The sequence below is a fragment of the Prauserella endophytica genome (assembly GCF_005146945.1).
GTDB lineage: Bacteria > Actinomycetota > Actinomycetes > Mycobacteriales > Pseudonocardiaceae > Prauserella_A > Prauserella_A endophytica.
Genome location: NZ_SWMS01000020.1, coordinates 99,930 through 116,335, shown reverse-complemented (window position 1 = coordinate 116,335; position 16,406 = coordinate 99,930). Strand labels below are relative to the sequence as shown.

The 16,406-nt window shown below is 70.5% G+C and carries 13 protein-coding genes and 1 rRNA gene; 7 read left to right on the top strand and 7 right to left on the bottom strand.

The genetic code is table 11. The annotated features are described in order from the left end of the window. The 3 genes from FCN18_RS28835 to FCN18_RS28825 all read right to left on the bottom strand — a co-directional run. Positions 1–297: ribosomal RNA gene (locus FCN18_RS28835) — 16S ribosomal RNA — on the bottom strand; the annotation flags it as partial. 359 nt (positions 298–656) lie between these two features. Beyond that, positions 657–2,000, bottom strand: a complete 1,344-nt coding sequence (gene glnA / locus FCN18_RS28830) for a type I glutamate--ammonia ligase (RefSeq protein WP_112276160.1) — start codon at positions 1,998–2,000, stop codon at positions 657–659. 28 nt (positions 2,001–2,028) lie between these two features. Then, positions 2,029–3,306, bottom strand: coding sequence for an MFS transporter (locus FCN18_RS28825; RefSeq protein ID WP_228714170.1), 1,278 nt, complete (start codon positions 3,304–3,306; stop codon positions 2,029–2,031). 71 nt (positions 3,307–3,377) lie between these two features. Between FCN18_RS28825 and FCN18_RS28820 the strand changes: the two genes are divergently transcribed. After that, complete coding sequence (locus tag FCN18_RS28820) at positions 3,378–4,367, top strand: GlxA family transcriptional regulator (protein ID WP_112276158.1); 990 nt, start codon at positions 3,378–3,380, stop codon at positions 4,365–4,367. 10 nt (positions 4,368–4,377) lie between these two features. Continuing rightward, a complete protein-coding gene (locus tag FCN18_RS28815; protein ID WP_112276156.1) occupies positions 4,378–5,070 on the top strand; it encodes an LppX_LprAFG lipoprotein in 693 nt (230 codons plus the stop codon). On the opposite strand, the gene FCN18_RS28810 is transcribed toward FCN18_RS28815, so the two are convergent. After that, a complete protein-coding gene (locus FCN18_RS28810; RefSeq protein ID WP_170200615.1) occupies positions 5,067–6,647 on the bottom strand; it encodes an alpha/beta hydrolase in 1,581 nt (526 codons plus the stop codon). The two genes, FCN18_RS28815 and FCN18_RS28810, sit on opposite strands and share 4 nt — an antisense overlap. A gap of 84 nt (positions 6,648–6,731) precedes the next feature. Here FCN18_RS28810 and secA2 point away from each other — a divergent pair, with 84 nt between their 5' ends. From secA2 to FCN18_RS28795, 3 genes are all read left to right on the top strand, one after another. Continuing rightward, positions 6,732–9,056: an accessory Sec system translocase SecA2 gene (secA2, locus tag FCN18_RS28805; RefSeq protein WP_137096578.1), complete on the top strand. Its 2,325-nt coding sequence runs from the start codon at positions 6,732–6,734 to the stop codon at positions 9,054–9,056. A 155-nt stretch (positions 9,057–9,211) separates the two neighbouring features. Then, positions 9,212–10,936: an NAD+ synthase gene (locus FCN18_RS28800; protein ID WP_112276222.1), complete on the top strand. Its 1,725-nt coding sequence runs from the start codon at positions 9,212–9,214 to the stop codon at positions 10,934–10,936. A gap of 137 nt (positions 10,937–11,073) precedes the next feature. Then, complete coding sequence (locus tag FCN18_RS28795; RefSeq protein ID WP_170200614.1) at positions 11,074–11,619, top strand: methylated-DNA--[protein]-cysteine S-methyltransferase; 546 nt, start codon at positions 11,074–11,076, stop codon at positions 11,617–11,619. Here the strand turns inward: FCN18_RS28795 and FCN18_RS28790 are convergent. Further along, positions 11,586–12,164 carry a DinB family protein gene (locus FCN18_RS28790; protein WP_137096577.1) on the bottom strand — a complete coding sequence of 193 codons (579 nt, stop codon included), beginning with the start codon at positions 12,162–12,164 and terminating at the stop codon, positions 11,586–11,588. The two genes, FCN18_RS28795 and FCN18_RS28790, sit on opposite strands and share 34 nt — an antisense overlap. Before the next feature lie 27 nt (positions 12,165–12,191). Then, the gene (locus tag FCN18_RS28785) at positions 12,192–12,881 is read right to left on the bottom strand and encodes a DUF998 domain-containing protein (RefSeq protein ID WP_112276150.1); all 690 of its coding nucleotides are present in this window, start codon (positions 12,879–12,881) and stop codon (positions 12,192–12,194) included. Between the two features lie 188 nt (positions 12,882–13,069). On the opposite strand from FCN18_RS28785, the gene panB reads away from it, so the two are divergent. Both panB and pip read left to right on the top strand, forming a co-directional pair. Next, positions 13,070–13,942, top strand: a complete 873-nt coding sequence (panB, locus tag FCN18_RS28780; protein WP_113644853.1) for a 3-methyl-2-oxobutanoate hydroxymethyltransferase — start codon at positions 13,070–13,072, stop codon at positions 13,940–13,942. A 53-nt stretch (positions 13,943–13,995) separates the two neighbouring features. Next, entirely contained in the window at positions 13,996–14,955 is a 960-nt protein-coding gene (gene pip / locus FCN18_RS28775; RefSeq protein WP_137096576.1) for a prolyl aminopeptidase, read from the top strand. Here pip and FCN18_RS28770 read toward each other — a convergent pair whose 3' ends face one another. After that, positions 14,956–16,404, bottom strand: a complete 1,449-nt coding sequence (locus tag FCN18_RS28770; protein WP_137096575.1) for a PucR family transcriptional regulator — start codon at positions 16,402–16,404, stop codon at positions 14,956–14,958. Between the last annotated feature and the right edge of the window lie 2 nt (positions 16,405–16,406).

The window sequence follows — 16,406 nt, the reverse complement described above, 5'->3', positions numbered from 1 at the left end:
CTCTCAGGCCGGCTACCCGTCACCGCCTTGGTAGGCCATCACCCCACCAACAAGCTGATAGGCCGCGGGCTCAACCTGTACCGCCGAAGCTTTCCACCACCACAGATGCCTGCAATGGTCCTATCCGGTATTAGACCCAGTTTCCCAGGCTTATCCCAGAGTACAGGGCAGATTACCCACGTGTTACTCACCCGTTCGCCACTCATCCACCCAGCAAGCTGGGCTTCAGCGTTCGACTTGCATGTGTTAAGCACGCCGCCAGCGTTCGTCCTGAGCCAGGATCAAACTCTCCAACAATGCTGTCAAAGAAACCTGGCTATCAAACAACAATAGCCTCAAAGAAACCCACAAAAAAGGGGCAAAACTATCAAAGACTACAAGCTCACAAACACACTGTTGAGTTCTCAAACAACACGATGTTGTATTTCCAGCTTTTTGACCCGAAGCGTCGTGCAACTTCAAGACTTATGTCGGAAGACTTAGCTCGGAAGTTGTACCCGCTTCAGGGCCGACCAGTAACGCTACCCGGTACGTTTCGCGGTGTCAACCCGCTCGTCCCGGCCGCTCCTGGCGACGAAGAGAAGATTACACGCCCTGGAACAGGCCGGAACGAGGGGGGTACCTAACGTGAGTATCCGCAGGTCAGGGCCTGTTTCTCACAGCACGGGCAGCAGCGTGCGGAGTTCGTAGGGAGTGACCGCGCTCCGGTAGTTGTCCCACTCGACGCGCTTGTTCCGGAGGAAGAAGTCGTAGACGTGCTCGCCGAGGGCATCCGGCAGCAGCTCCGACTGCTCCATCTCCGTGAGCGCCTCACCCAGGTTCTGGGGCAGCTCGGCGTAGCCGGCGGCCTTGCGCTCGGAGTCCGACAGCGTCCAGATGTTGTCCTCGGCGGCGGGCGGTAGCTCGTAGCCCTTCTCAACGCCCTTCAGTCCGGCGGCGAGGATCACCGAGTACGCGAGGTAGGGGTTGCACGCCGAGTCCAGCGTGCGGATCTCCACCCGGCGCGACGACGCCTTGCCGGGCGAGTACATCGGCACCCTCACCAGCGCCGAGCGGTTCGCCCTTCCCCACGACACCGTCGTCGGGGCTTCTCCGCCCCTGATCAGGCGCTTGTAGGAGTTGACCCACTGGTTGGTGACCGCCGAGATCTCCCTCGCGTGGTGCAGGAGCCCCGCGACGAACGCCTTGCCCGTGTCCGACAGCTCGTACGGATCCTCCGGGCTGTAGAAGGCGTTCTGATCACCTTCGAATAGCGAGACGTGCGTGTGCATTCCAGAGCCGGGCTGGCCGGTGAAGGGCTTCGGCATGAACGTCGCGCGCACGCCCTGCGTGAGGGCGACCTCCTTGACGACGTACCGGAACGTCATGACGTTGTCGGCCATCGTCAGCGCGTCGGCATAGCGCAGGTCGATCTCCTGCTGGCCGGGAGCGCCCTCGTGATGGCTGAACTCCACCGAGATGCCCATCGCCTCGAGCGCCTCGATGGCGTGCCTGCGGAAGTGGGTCGCCGTGGCGTGGCTGGCCTGGTCGAAGTAGCCGCCGTTGTCCGCGGGCTCCGGCTCGCTGCCGTCCTCGGGGAGGCTGGCGAGCAGGAAGAACTCGATCTCCGGGTGCACGTAGCAGGTGAAGCCGGCCTCCCCCGCCTTCGAGAGCTGCCTGCGCAGCACGTGCCGGGGATCGGCCCACGACGGCGAGCCGTCGGGCATCGCGATGTCGCAGAACATCCGCGCCGAGTAGTGCCCGCCCTCCGGCGTCTCCCAGGGCAGCACCTGGAACGTCGACGGGTCGGGCTTGGCGACCATGTCCGACTCGTAGACGCGCGCAAAGCCCTCGATGGCCGAGCCGTCGAACCCGATCCCCTCGCTGAAGGCCCCCTCCAGCTCGGCGGGCGCCACGGCGACCGACTTCAGAAAACCGAGCACGTCGGTGAACCAGAGCCGCACGAACCGGATGTCGCGTTCCTCCAGCGTGCGCAGCACGAACTCCTGCTGGCGATCCATGCCGCGACCCTAAACGCGGCTTGTTAACTCAATGTTTCGGGGTTGCGCGCTCGTTCGGGCGAATCCGCAGCGACATCAGGGCCGCGAACGCGCACAGCCCACCCGCGACGTACCACGCGAGGTCGTAGGAGCCGAGGTGGTCGCGGGTCACCCCGGCACCGAACGCCGCGAAGGCCGCTCCCACCTGGTGCGAGGCGAACACCCAGCCGAACACGATCGGGCCCGCCATTCCGAAACGTTCCCGGCACAGCGCGACCGTCGGCGGGACCGTGGCCACCCAGTCCAGGCCGTAGAAGACGATGAACGCCCACATCGGCGGTTCGGTGGTGGGCGCGAAGAGCTGCGGCAGCACGATCAGCGAGGCGCCTCTGAGGGTGTAGTAGGCGCCGAGCAGCCAGCGCGGGTCGACGCGGTCGGTCAGCCAGCCCGACGCGATCGTGCCCGCGATGTCGAAGAGGCCCACCAGCGCCAGCAGTCCGGCCGCGGTGGTGTGGGGCATCCCGTGGTCGTGTGCCGCGGGCACGAAGTGGGTGCCGATGAGACCGTTCGTCGAGGCACCACAGATCGCGAATCCGCCAGCGAGCAGCCAGAACGTCGGCGTGCGGGCGGCGTCGCGCAGCACGGTGAGCGCACGGACCGCGCTGCCCTTCGGCGCCGGGGGCGGCTCCTCCTCCGCCTCTCCCCCGTACGGGGTCGTGCCGACGTCACTGGGCCGGTCACGCAGCAGGAGCAGCACCACCGGCACGACGGCGAGCGCGGCACCGGCCACCGTCAACGACGCGGGTCGCCAGCCGTGCTCGGTCGCCAGCGCCGCGATCAACGGCAGGAAGACGAGCTGTCCGGCGGCGCCCGCCGCCGTGAGCACCCCGCTCACGAGTCCCCGGTGCCGCACGAACCACCTGCTCGTGACGGTCGCGACGAACGCCAGCGCCATCGCACCGGTACCAGTGCCGACCAGCACACCCCAGCACAGCAGCAGCTGCCAGCTCGCCGTCATGAAGACCGTGAGCCCGCTGCCCGCCGCCACGAGCAGCAGCGCACCGGCGACGACGCGCCGCATGCCCAGCCGCTCCATCAGCGCGGCGGCGAACGGGGAGATGAAGCCGTAGAGCAGGAGGTTGATCGACACGGCCGCCGAGATCGTGCCCCGTGACCAGCCGAACTCGTGATGCAGCGGGTCGATCAGCACGCTCGGGGCCGCCCGGAAGCCGGCAGCGCCGACGAGGGCGACGAACGCGGCCACGGCGACGAGCCAGGCCCAGTGGACACGGCGGGAACGCAGCGGTACGGCGCGAACTTCGGTCACGGGCAACAGCCTGAAGAACAACGATGATCCACACGAGCGGCAAGAATGCCAATATGTGCAAGAATCTTGCCATGCACAGGGTCGTCGTACTCGCGATCTCCGAAGCCGTCGGCTACGACATGCAGATTCCGCCCGCGATCTTCAAGGCCGCCCGGCGGAACGGCCGACCGCTCTACGACGTGCGGATCTGCGGGGTCGACGACCAACCGGTGCGCGTCAGCGCCGGCTACAGCGCCGTGCTCGAACACGGACCGGAGGCGCTCGACGACGCCGACACCGTGATCATCCCCGGCACGCACGTCGAAGGACCCCGCCGCCACGGCACGCTGCCCGACGACATCGCGGCCGCGCTGGATCGCGTGCCCGCGCACGCGCGGATCATGTCGATCTGCACGGGTGCCTTCGTGCTCGGTGCGGCCGGCCTGCTCGATGGCAGGCCCGCCACCACGCACTGGGCCTTCGCCCAGGACTTCCGCGCCCTCTACCCGAAGGTCCGTCTCGACGAGAACGTGCTGTTCGTCGACGACGGCGACGTGCTGAGCTCGGCCGGGCTGGCCGCGGGCGCCGACCTTTGCCTGCACGTCATCCGCGCCGATCACGGCAGCGAGGTCGCCAACTCCGCCGCCCGCTACTGCGTGGTGCCGCCGTGGCGGGACGGCGGGCAGTCGCAGTTCATCGACCGGCCGCTGGTCGAGGCCGGGGTCGGCAGCACGGCGCCGACGAGGGCGTGGGCGCTGGAACGGCTCGGCGAGCCGCTCGATCTGGCCACGCTCGCGGCCCACGCCAACATGAGCCTGCGGACGTTCAGCAGGCGCTTCCGGGAGGAGACCGGCCTGCCGCCGCACACGTGGCTGACGCGGCAGCGAGTGCTCCACGCGCGGCATCTGCTCGAGACGACGGACCTGCCCGTCGACCGGGTCGCCGCCGAGTCGGGTCTCGGCAGCGCGGCGTCGCTGCGCCAGCACCTCAACGCGGCGATCGGGGTGTCCCCGCTGGCGTACCGGAAAACGTTCTCCCAGCGAGCGGGAGGCGTGAGCGAAAGGGTCGAAACGCACCGCTAACGTAGGTCGCATGGTGTCCCGACGGATCCTGCTCGTCGTCCTCGCGCTCGGGTTGCTCACCGGCTGCACGTCGGCGCCGGGCACCAGCGGCCCCCTGCCCGACGGAGCCACGCTGGTCGACGCCTCGGCCGATGCCCTGCGCGACCTCGAGAGCGTGCGGTTCGACTTCCGCGTGAGTAGTGCGATCCCCGGGCTTTCCATCCGCGCCGTCGACGGCGTGGCACGGCGCTCGGACGGGCGGTACGGCTACGCGCGCGGTGACGCCGACGTGCAGCGGCACACCGACCGGGCGCAGTACGACTTCCTGCTCTCCGGCGACCGGCTACGGCTGACCGACCGCGACGGCGACCAGTTCGAGCAGGCCGTGCCCGAGCAGTTCGTGCCCGCCCGGATCCTCGACCCGGAGCACGGCCTCTACCAGCTGCTCACCCACGCGACCGCGCTGCAGACCGAGACCCGCGAGGAGCTCGACGACGTGACCGCGTACCGGGTCAACGGCGAGCTGTCGCGAAAGGTCGTCTCGCAGCTCGTGCCGGGCATCCAGGCCGACGTCGACGTGAAGTTCTGGGTCAGCGAGCAGCAGAACCGCAACCTTCTCCGGCTCTGGATCCAGGTGCCGCCGCGGCAGAAGAACGAGGGCTCGGTGATGCTCGAACTCGCGCTCTCCGACCACAACCGGCCCGTCGAGAGCATGCAGGACTAGCAGCGGGCCCCTTCTTCGGGGAGTGTGCCCTCGACGAGGTACTCGACGCCGATGTCGTCGACGCAGGAGACGCCCTGCAGGAACACCGTGTGCTGGTTGCCCTCGTACGTGAGCAAAGCTCCCTTCATCGCCTTCGCCAGGTTGACTCCGGCCTGGTACGGGGTCGCCGGGTCGTTGGTCGTGGAGATGACGAGGGCGGGCGGCACGCCCTCGACGTTCGGCAGGTGGGGCTCCGAGGTGTTGGGCACAGGCCAGAAGGTGCACGCGTCACGGGCCGACGACGGGGGCGTTCCCGGGTCGAGGAACGGCGCGACCTTGGCGTAGCGCTCCTGCGCCTCGCGGATCTTGTTCTTGTCCGTGACCCTCGGGTCGTCGACACAGCGGACGGCGACGAACGCGTCCTGCGTGGTCGAGTACTCGCCGCTCGCGCTCCGCTCGTTGTACATGTCGGCGAGCCCCATGAGCGCGCTGCCCCGGCCCTGCCTCAGCTCGCCGAGCGCGCTGTTGAGGTGCTCCCACAGCTGCTCGGTGTAGAGCGCCTGGATGGTGCCGGTGGTGGCGTCCTCGTAGGAGAGGCCACGCCCGTCGCCGACCTGGACGGGGTTGTCGATGAGCGGGCGGGTGAGGTCCTGGTAGGCCTTGGTCGCGCCGGCGGGGTCGCTGCCCAGCGCACAATCCTGCTGCTGCGCACACCAGCCGGCGAACTCGCCGAACGCCTTGCCGAAGCCCTCGCCCTGCGCGACCAGCGACTCCACGAGGTCCTGCTCCGGGTCGAGCGCACCGTCGAGCACGAGCGCGCGCACGTTCTTGGGGAACGCCTCGGCGTAGGTGTAGCCGATGCGCGTGCCGTAGGAGTAGCCGAGGTAGCTGAGCTTCTCGTCGCCGAGCACCGAGCGCAGCACGTCGAGGTCCTTCACGACGTCGCGCGTGCCGAGGTGGGCCAGCATGTCCTTGCCGTGTTCGGTGCGCTGGGCACACCGCTGCGCGAACTCCCGCTCCTGCCGCTCCGTCTCGGCGACGCCCTGCGGGGTGCCGTCGAGCTCGGAGTCGTCACCGCGATCCGCGTCGCGCTCGTCGCCGGTGAGGCACTGCACGGCGGGCTCGCTCGCGCCGATCCCGCGCGGGTCGAAGCCGACGATGTCGAAGCGCTCGCCCAGCTCCTGGTTCGCGACACCGGGGGCGAGCGAGGCCGCGGCGGTCATCCCGGACGCACCCGGACCGCCGGGGTTGAGCACGAGGGATCCGATCTTGTCGTCGCCGCTGGCCCGCTGGCGCAGCACGCCGAGGGTGATCGTGGTGCCCTCGGGATCGGAGTAGTCGAGCGGCACGGTCAGCCGCGCGCATTCGAGGCCGTCGCCCTGAAACGTGGAGCGGGCGCTGTCCGATGTCGCGTAGGGCGCACAGTCGCCCCAGTCCAGCGCCTGGCCGTAGAACCGGTCGAGGCCGGCGGGCACGGGGCCGGTCGGCCCGGTCGGCTCCGACCTCGGCTCCGAGTCCGAGGCCGACGAGCAGGCCACCAACCCGCTCAAGGCGAGTAGACAGGCAGCCAGGGACAGGTAGCGTTTCTGCGCGGGCACATGTCGATCGTGCCATTGGCACAGGAACTCGACGGCACCAGCATTGCGTTGGGCGTGGCAGAGACTCGAGATGGGAGACCACGGGTGGCGTTGATGAGCCGGGTGGGCAAACGGCTGCGCAGGATCATCCAGCGCCCGGGGAGCGTGGAGCTCACGCGCTACGAGGCGCTGCTCCCCGCGATCGAGAAGCGGGAATCCGAGCTGGAGGGCCTCTCCGACGAACAGCTCACCGACGCCGCCGCCGCGCTGCGGAAGGTGGACTCCTTCGGCAACGAGCAGCTGATCGCCCTGTGTGCGCTCGGCCGGGAGGCGGCCCGCCGCGGGCTCGGCGAGCGCGCGTTCGACGTGCAGCTGCTCGGCACGATGGGCCTGCTGTCCGGCCACGTGGTGCAGATGGCGACAGGCGAGGGCAAGACACTCGCCGGCGCGCTGGCGGCGGCAGGGTACGCGCTGCAGGGCAAGCGCGTGCACGTCATCTCGGTGAACGACTACCTCGCCCGCCGCGACGCGGAGTGGATGCGCCCGGTGTACGAGCGGCTGGGCGTGCGGGTCGGCTGGGTGGAGCCGTCGCTCACCGCGGAGGAGCGGCGCGAGGCGTACTCGGCCGAGGTCTGCTACGGCGCGGTGAGCGAGATCGGGTTCGACGTGCTGCGCGACCGGCTGATCACGCGGGAGGAAGACCGCGCGCAGGCGTCGCCGGACGTGGCGATCGTCGACGAGGCCGACTCGGTGCTGGTGGACGAGGCCCGCGTGCCGCTCGTGATGGCCGGGTCGGTGGACGCGGGGGTCGCCGACGAGGAGGTCGCCAACATCGTCCGACGGCTGCGTCCGGGCCTGCACTACGAGACCGACGCGGACGGCCGCAACGTATGGCTCACGTCGGCGGGCGCGTCGGTGGTGGAGAAGTCGCTCGGCGGGGTGGACCTGTACGACGAGGAGGGCTCCGACCGGCTCGCGTCGGTGAACGTCGCGCTGCACGCCCACGCGCTGCTCACGCGCGACGTCGACTACCTGGTGCGCGACGGCAAGGTGCAGCTCATCAACGCCTCGCGGGGCCGGGTCGCCGAGCTGCAGCGGTGGCCGGACGGGCTGCAGGCGGCCGTGGAGGCGAAGGAGCAGCTGGCGCCATCGGACCACGGCGAGATCCTCGACTCGATCACCGTGCAGGCGCTGCTGGCCGGGTATCCGCAGGTGGCGGGCATGACGGGCACGGCGGTGGCGGTGGCCGAGCAGCTGCGCGAGTTCTACAAGCTCGAGGTGGCGGTGATCCCGCCGAACACGCCGAACATCCGCGAGGACTCGCCTGACCGGATCTACGCGTCGCCCGGCAAGAAGCTGCGGGCGATCGTCGAGGAGATCCGCACCGTGCACGAGAGCGGACGGCCGATCCTCGTCGGGACCCAGGACGTTGCCGAGTCGGAGGAGCTGGCGGAGAAGCTCGCGAAGGCGGGCCTGCCGTGCGTGGTGCTGAACGCCCGCAACGACGCCGAGGAAGCGGCGATCATCGCGGAGGCGGGTACGTACGACCGGATCACGGTGTCGACTCAGATGGCGGGCCGGGGCACCGACATCCGCCTCGGCGGCGCCGACGGGGCGGACCGGGAGCGGGTGGCCGAGCTGGGTGGGCTGCACGTCATCGGCACGGCGCGGTACCCGAGCAGCAGGCTCGACGATCAGCTGCGCGGGCGCGCGGGCCGCCAGGGAGACCCTGGCAGCTCGGTGTTCTTCGCGAGCCTCAACGACGAGCTGGTGCTGGCGAACGCTCCGGACGTACCGGAGGGCATCGAGGCCGACGACGAGACCGGGGAGATCACGGACCCGGCCGCGCACCGGCAGATCAACCACGCGCAGCGGGTGGCCGAGGGCGTGGACCTGGAGATCCACCGCAACACGTGGCGCTACACCCGGCTGATCGAGCATCAGCGGGCCGAGCTGCTGAAGTGGCGGGAGGAGATCCTGGGCACCGAGGCGGCTCGGGAGCTGCTGGAGGCGGCGGAGCCGGACCGGTTCAAGGAGCTGGCGGAGACGCTGGACGAGGACGCGCTCACGCGGGTGTGCCGTGAGGTGCTGCTGTACCACCTCGACCAGCTGTGGGCGGACCACCTGGCGTTCCTGACCGACGTGCGCGAGACGATCCACCTGCGGGCGATGGCGCGGGAGACCCCCCTGGACGAGTTCCACCGCGCGGCGATCCCGGAGTTCCACAAGATCCGTGGCGAGGCTGAGAAGCGGTCGGCGAAGACGCTGGTGGAGGCCGAGATCACCGAGGACGGCATCGACCTCGCGGCGGCGGGCGTGCGCAGGCCGACCTCGACGTGGACCTACCTGGTGCAGGACAACCCGTTCGACTCCGACGCCGAGCAGGCGTTGAAGAAGGTGCGCGGGCTACTGCGGAAAAAGCGCGGCTGAGCGGAGGCTCATCGGGGGAGCAAGGGAGCTTTGCTCTCGTTTCGCGGGAGTAAAGCTCCCTTGCTCCCATTTTCGTGGGGTTCCTGAGGCGGGTGGGACACCCGGGTGCGCGCCGACACATGAGCATCGGCGCGGCCGTGCGCGAGAATGGGGGCATGCCGCAACTGCGCATCGCACTGGCCCAGGTGAACCCGACCGTCGGCGACCTGACCGGCAACTCCGAACTGATCGTCGACTGGGCGCGCAAGGCCGCGGAGGCCGGCGCGCACGTCACCGTCTTCCCCGAGATGTCCCTCACCGGTTACCCGGTCGAGGACCTCGCGCTGCGCAAGGCGTTCGCACAGGCGTCCCGGGCCCAGGTCGAGACCGTCGCCCGATCGCTGGCCGACGCCGGCTGCGGCGAGATGCTGACCTACGTCGGCTACCTCGACCAGGACGAGGAGGGCCCGCGCAACGCGGCCGCCGCGCTGCTCGGCGGCGAGATCGTGGCGAGCCAGTTCAAGCACCATCTGCCCAACTACGGCGTCTTCGACGAGCGCCGCAACTTCAAGCCCGGCCACACGCTCGACGTGGTCCGGCTGCACGGGCTCGACATCGGGATGGTGATCTGCGAGGACCTCTGGCAGGACGGCGGGCCGGTGTCCGCGCTCGGCGAGGCAGGCGTGGACCTGATCGTGTCGCCGAACGCCTCGCCGTACGAGAAGTCGAAGGACGACGTGCGCCTGCCGCTGGTCGCCGGGCGCGCCCGCGAGGCTGGGGCCCCCGTCGTCTACACCAACCAGGTCGGTGGTCAGGACGACCTCGTCTTCGACGGTGACTCGATCGTCGTCGGCGCGGACGGGCAACTGCTCGCCCGCGCGCCGCAGTTCGTGGAGCACCTGCAGGTGCTGGATCTGGACCTCCCCGCGGGCGGCCACTCCGCCGAGGGCGAGTTCGCCGGGCTGCGCGTCAGCCGCCGGATACTGAACGCCGAACCGCTGCCCGCCTACGAGCCGCTGCCGGAGCCGACGATCAGCGAGCCGCTGTCGGAGGACGCCGAGGTGTGGTCGGCACTCGTGACCGGCCTGCGGGACTACGTCCGCAAGAACGGCTTCCGCTCGGTGATCTTCGGCTTCTCGGGCGGCATCGACTCGGCCGTCACCGCCGCGCTGGCTGTCGACGCGCTCGGGCCGGACGCCGTGCACGGGGTGTCGATGCCGTCGGAGTACTCGTCGGAGCACTCCCGTTCGGACGCCGCGGAACTGGCGCGCAGGCTCGGCTGCCACTTCCGGACCGAACCGGTGGCGGACATGGTGAAGGTGTACGTGGACCAGCTCTCGCTCGCGGGGACCGGTCTCGCCGAGGAGAACATCCAGGCCCGCACCCGGGGCATGCTGCTCATGGCGCTGTCCAACCTGGAGGGTCACCTGGTGCTGGCCACCGGGAACAAGACCGAGCTGGCCGTGGGCTACTCGACGATCTACGGCGACGCCGTCGGTGGCTTCGCGCCGATCAAGGACGTGTTCAAGACCCACGTCTGGGCGCTCGCCCGGTGGCGCAACGCCGAGGCAGAGAAACGGGGCGAGACCCCGCCGATCCCGGAGAACTCGATCAGCAAGCCGCCGTCGGCGGAGCTGCGCCCCGGTCAGCTCGACACGGACTCGCTGCCCGACTACCCGCTGCTCGACGACATTCTCGACGACTACGTGGAGGGCGACCGCGGCTTCAAGGACCTGCTCGCGGCCGGCTTCGACGCCGAGGTGGTCGACCGGGTCGTGCGCATGGTGGACAAGGCCGAGTACAAGCGCAGGCAGTATCCGCCGGGCACGAAGATCACCTTCAAGGCGTTCGGGCGGGACCGCCGGTTGCCCATGACGAACGCCTGGCGCGAGACACACTGAGGCCTAGACGGGAGCAAAGCTCCCTCGCTCCCGTCTGGCCGGAGCAAAGGGTCCCCCGCTTCCGAAAAACGGGAGCAAAGCTCCCTTGCTCCCTCAGGGCCGCGATTCTGTCGGACCGGGGGCGTAGCGTGCGGATCGTGGCGACACAGGGGTTCGCGGTGTACGAGACGCCGATCGGGCACTGCGGCATCGCGTGGAACGAGCACGCCGTAATCGGCAGCCAGCTGCCAGAGGGCGGTGAGGAACGGACGCGCGCCCGCATCGCGCGACGCTTCCCGGATGCCGTCGAGCAGGAACCGCCCGAACACGTCCGGCGCGCCGTCGACGCCGTCAGGGCCCTCCTGCGTGGCGAGGACTCACCCGAGCTCGCCCACGTGCCCCTGGACCTCAGCCGCGTGCCGCCCTTCCACGCGCGCGTCTACGAGGTCGCGCTCGCGATCCCGGTGGGGCGGACCATGACCTACGGCGAGATCGCGGCACAGCTCGGCGATCCCGGTTCCGCCCGCGCGGTGGGCCAGGCACTCGGCAGCAACCCGTTCGCGCCCATCGTGCCGTGCCACCGCATCCTGGCGGCCGGCGGCAAGAAGGGCGGCTTCTCCGCGCACGGCGGCACGAGGACGAAGCTGGAGATCCTGGCCATCGAGGGCGTTCACGTCGAGGAGCCCACGTTGTTCGACCTGTAGCGCCACGGCTTCAGGAACGGCGTCTCCGGCCAGCCCTCGGCCGCCGCCATGAGGGGGAACGCGGTGGCCCCGTCGATCGACTCGCGCAGGATGTCGGCGTGCCCCGCGTGGCGCGCCGTCTCCTCGATCACCCGCAACAGCACCCAGCGCACCGACCACGCCCCCACGTCGTCGGGGAACCACGGCACGTCCTTGGGCACGGGCACGGGCCTGCCGAGGTCGTCGATCCCGGCGACGATCTCCTCGGTCTCCGTGGCCACGAGCTCGTACTCGGTGATCACGTCGGCGAGCGTCTCCCCAGGGGCCATCCCGAAGTCGGCTCCGCCGTCGGGGACGTGGCCGAGCACCGTCCTCAGCCAGCCCCGCTCCGTCGCCGCCACGTGCTTGATCAACCCGCCGACGCTGAGCGCGCTGACGGTCGGTGTCGCCCTCGCCTGCTCGTCGGTGAGGCCGTACGCCGCCAGGCACAGGACGTAGCGCTGCTGCGCGAGGTACCCGAGGAGCGCCTCCCGCTCATCGGCGACCGGACCGACCAACCCGGGCATGCCACCTCCTCCCCGTCCGCACGGCGCTCACCCGCGCGAATCCTCCCATCGCGTCCGCACGTGCCGACCCGTGGTGAGCAGGTACGTCCCGCCGCACACGAGCACCGCGGCGCCGCCGAGCAGCTGCATCCGCATCACCAGGCCCACGAACTGGCCGGATGCCGCCACGCTCAGCGCTACGAGCGCCACCCACGCCGCCGACTCCACCGCCACGATGATCGAGGGCACGATCCGCCAGCGCCCCTCCCACCAGAGCAGCAATGTCACCGGGCCGAGCACGTAGACCACGCTCAACAGCACGGAGATCACGAAGTTGAGGTTGTGGGACACCGAGTGCGCGGACTGCCGGCACATCGACTCGATCGACGAGGCACAGTCGAGGGGGAACGCGGCTCGCAGGATCAGCAGCGCACCGAAGACCCCGACCGCCACGATCGTCGTCCGTGCCCGCCACTGCACGGGCGCCAGCCGCGCGAGCGGCGGGCAGGCCAGCAGGAACGCGATTCCCGCCGTGAGCTCCAGGGTGCGGAACAGCTCCCCGTACGGCTGTCCCCGCGCGCTGAGGTCGTTGGGCGCGGCGTGCAGCGGGGAAAGCCCTGTGTCGAGGAAGAACTCGGCCATCCAGCCCACTTGAGCGGTGGTGCCGATGCCGACCAGCCCCACTCCGGCCACGCGGACCGCCGCGAGAGTGTGGATGCGGTTCAGGGTCGGCAGCATGGCGAAGTACTTATCACGCTGGGCGATCAGTCGGGAACCCAACAGGTTCGCCCGGACTCCCCGCTCCGGCGTGTGAAGCTGGTCGCAGGGACTTGGACGGGACCCTTCGCGGTGCCACGCTCGTGTCATCAGCGATCCACGACCCGGGGACCTCGCACGAGGCCTCGAGGGAAGGACGGTCGACGACGATGTCCATGCCTGACAACGCGGGCGAAGTCTCCGCACCTTACGGTTCCGGCCCCTCGGCGCAGGCCACTCCGCCGCGCAAGAAGGTCCGCATTCACCACCTCCGTGAGCTGAAGGAACGCGGCGAGCCGTGGCCCATGCTCACCGCCTACGACATGTACACGGCCGAGCTGTTCGACGAGGCGGGCATTCCGGTGCTGCTGGTCGGCGACTCGGCCGCCAACAACGTGTTCGGCTACGACACCTCGCTGCCGGTGACGGTCGACGAGCTGCTCCCTCTGGTCCGCGCGGTGACGCGCTCGGTCAAGCGGGCGCTCGTGGTGGCCGACCTGCCGTTCGGCTCCTACCAGCTCTCGCCGCAGCAGGCGCTCGAGACGTCCGTGCGGTTCATGAAGGAGGGCCGCGCGCACGCCGTCAAGCTCGAGGGCGGGCGCCGGTTCGCGGCGCACGTCGAGGCACTGACCTCGGCAGGCATCCCCGTGATGGGGCACATCGGGTTCACGCCGCAGAGCGAGCACAACCTCGGCGGCTACCGGGTGCAGGGCCGCGGCTCCGCGGCCGACGACCTCCTCGCCGACGCGCTGGCGCTGCAGGAGGCGGGTGCGTTCTCCGTCGTGATGGAGATGGTGCCCGCCGAAGCCGCCAAGCGCGTGACCCACGAGCTGAAGATCCCGACCATCGGCATCGGGGCGGGCCCGGACTGTGACGCGCAGGTGCTGGTGTGGCAGGACATGGCGGGCCTGCGCCGAGGCAAGGCGCCGCGATTCGTCAAGCGGTACGCGGACGTGGCGGGGGTGCTCTCCACCGCCGCGCAGGCGTTTGCCGACGAGGTCCGCCGCGGCGAGTTCCCCGCCCCGGAGCACGCCTTCCACTGACCCGGGTGCTATGAACGTCGCGGAGACGTTCACGGCTGGAGGCGTGGAGCCACATGGAGGAGCTGTACCCGGCGCTCTCGCCGCACACCTCGGGAATGCTCGACGTCGGCGACGGCCACTCCCTGTACTGGGAGGTCAGCGGCAATCCCGCCGGTAAGCCCGCCGTGGTGCTCCACGGCGGGCCCGGCAGCGGGAGCGCGCCGTTGAGCCGTCGCCACTTCGACCCGGCCGCGTACCGGATCGTGCTGTTCGACCAGCGCGGCGCGGGGCGCAGCACGCCGCACGTCAGCGATCCAGAGGCCGACCTCTCCGCCAACACCACCTGGCACCTCGTGGCGGACCTGGAGAAGCTGCGCGAGCACCTCGGCATCGAGCGCTGGCTGGTGTTCGGCGGCTCATGGGGCGCGACGCTCGCGCTGGCCTACGCCGAGACGCACCCCGAGCGCGTCAGCGAACTCGTGCTGCGTGGCGTGTTCACCGCCAGGCGCAGCGAGCTGGACTGGATCTACAACGGCGGCGCGGCGAACCTCTTCCCCGAGGAGTGGGCCGACTACCTCGCGCCGGTGCCCGAGGACCAGCGCGGCGACCTCGTCGACGCGTACCGGCGGCTGCTCGACGACCCCGATCGCACGGTCGCCGAGCGGGCGGCGGTGGCCTGGAGTGCGTGGGAGGGCGCGATCGTCTCGATCGTGCCGCAGCAGGGCTACCGGGTGGGCTACAGCGCGCCCTCGTTCGCGGTGCCGTTCGCTCGCATCGCGCTGCACTACTTCGCCAACGACGCGTGGCTGGAGGACGGGCAACTGATCCGCGACGCGGGCAAGCTGGCCGGCATCCCCGGCGTGCTGGTGCAGGGCCGCTACGACGCGGTATGCCCGCCGGCGACGGCGTACGAGCTGCACCGCGCGTGGCCGGACTCGGAGCTGGTGCTGCTCGAGGGCGCGGGTCACGCGATCACCGATCCCGGGATGCTCGCCGCTCTGCGCAGGGCGCTGGACTCCTTCGCCGGCACCTGATCAGACCTGCAGGGCGAGCCACAGCTCCGCGCGCACGCCGGGCGAGCCGAGGTCGCGGCCGGTCAGCTCGGCGACCTTCGTGATGCGGTTGCGCAGCGTGTGCCGGTGCACGCCGAGCCTGGCCGCCGCGGCGTCCCAATGCCCGTTGTGCTCCAGCCAGCAGCGCAGCGACTCCAGCAGCTCGCCCCGGCCGGTCGCGTCGTGCTCGCGCAACGGAGCCAGCAGCTCGCGCGCGAACCCTCGGGCCGCGGCCGGGTCGATGAGCGCGAGAACTCCGTCCGCGGCGTGGTCGGCGTGGCGGACCGTCGGCCTGCCCGCCGACCGCGCCGCCTCGGCGGCCTGCTCCGCCCGCCGTCGAGCCAGTTCGAAGTCCACTGTGGACAACGAGATCCCGGCGTGCAGCCCGGTGATCCGCTCCGGCAGGTTCAGGATCTCCGGCTCCTCCCCCAGCACCACCACGGTCTCGCCGTGTTCGGCGAAGAACGCGCGCTCGTGCTCGCTCTCCAGGATCTCCAGTGCCGCGGCCCTCGCCCGAGCCGCGCCCACCAAGACCACCACCGGCCCCGGCCCGGCGGGCGCGTCACCGAAGACGGTGCGGGCGGTGTCGAGCGCCAGCTCCGTCCTGCCGTCGAGCAACAACCGCAGCAGCCCCGCACGCAGGCCCCGGAACATCGCTCCCCGCGCCCGGTCACGTTCCTGCGCAAGCGAGAGGAGAGCGGTCGCCGTGGTGACGATGTGCTGACCGGCCGCGTCGAGCCGCGTGGGCCTGCCCACCGCGAGGAACCCACGTGTTCGCGTGCCCAGCGCCTGCACCACCACCTCCTCGCCCGCCACGGTCGCCAGCCGCGAGCCGGTGCGCACGCGGTCCAGCTCGGCCCGCAGCGGCTCCGCGAACGACCGGGCCGACGCCGGAGCGGACTCCCGCACCCCGCCCGTGCCGTCGAGCAGCAGCACCCAGCCGTCGACGAGCTGCGCGAGCCTGCACACGAGCGCACCGGGGCCGCTGCGCCGCAGCGCGGTCCTGGTCAGCTCCTGCTGGCCCCGGCCGGTGCGCACGACCGACTCGTACTGTTCGGCAGCCAGCGCCGCCGACACCGCCTTGGTGATCGCGATGAACGGCGTGGGCACGGGCACCTCCAGCAACGGCAGCCCCACTCGCTCCGCCGCCTCCACGAGTTCGCCGGGCACCTCGGCGTGACTGAGCCCGACCCCGAAGCCCAGGCCGGTCACGTTCGCGCCGACGAGCCTGCCGACGTAGTCGCCCGCCTGCTCGGCCGCGAAGGTGAGGCCCGTGGTGAGCAGCAGCTCGCCCCCGTCGAGGTACGGCGAGGGATCGGCCAGCTCGGTCGGGTGCACCCACGTGATCTCGCGGTCGAGCCCGGCCCGCCCGGCACGGACCCGCAGGCCGAGCGAATGCCGGGCGACGAGCGCGCGCGGGGTGAGTGCCATAG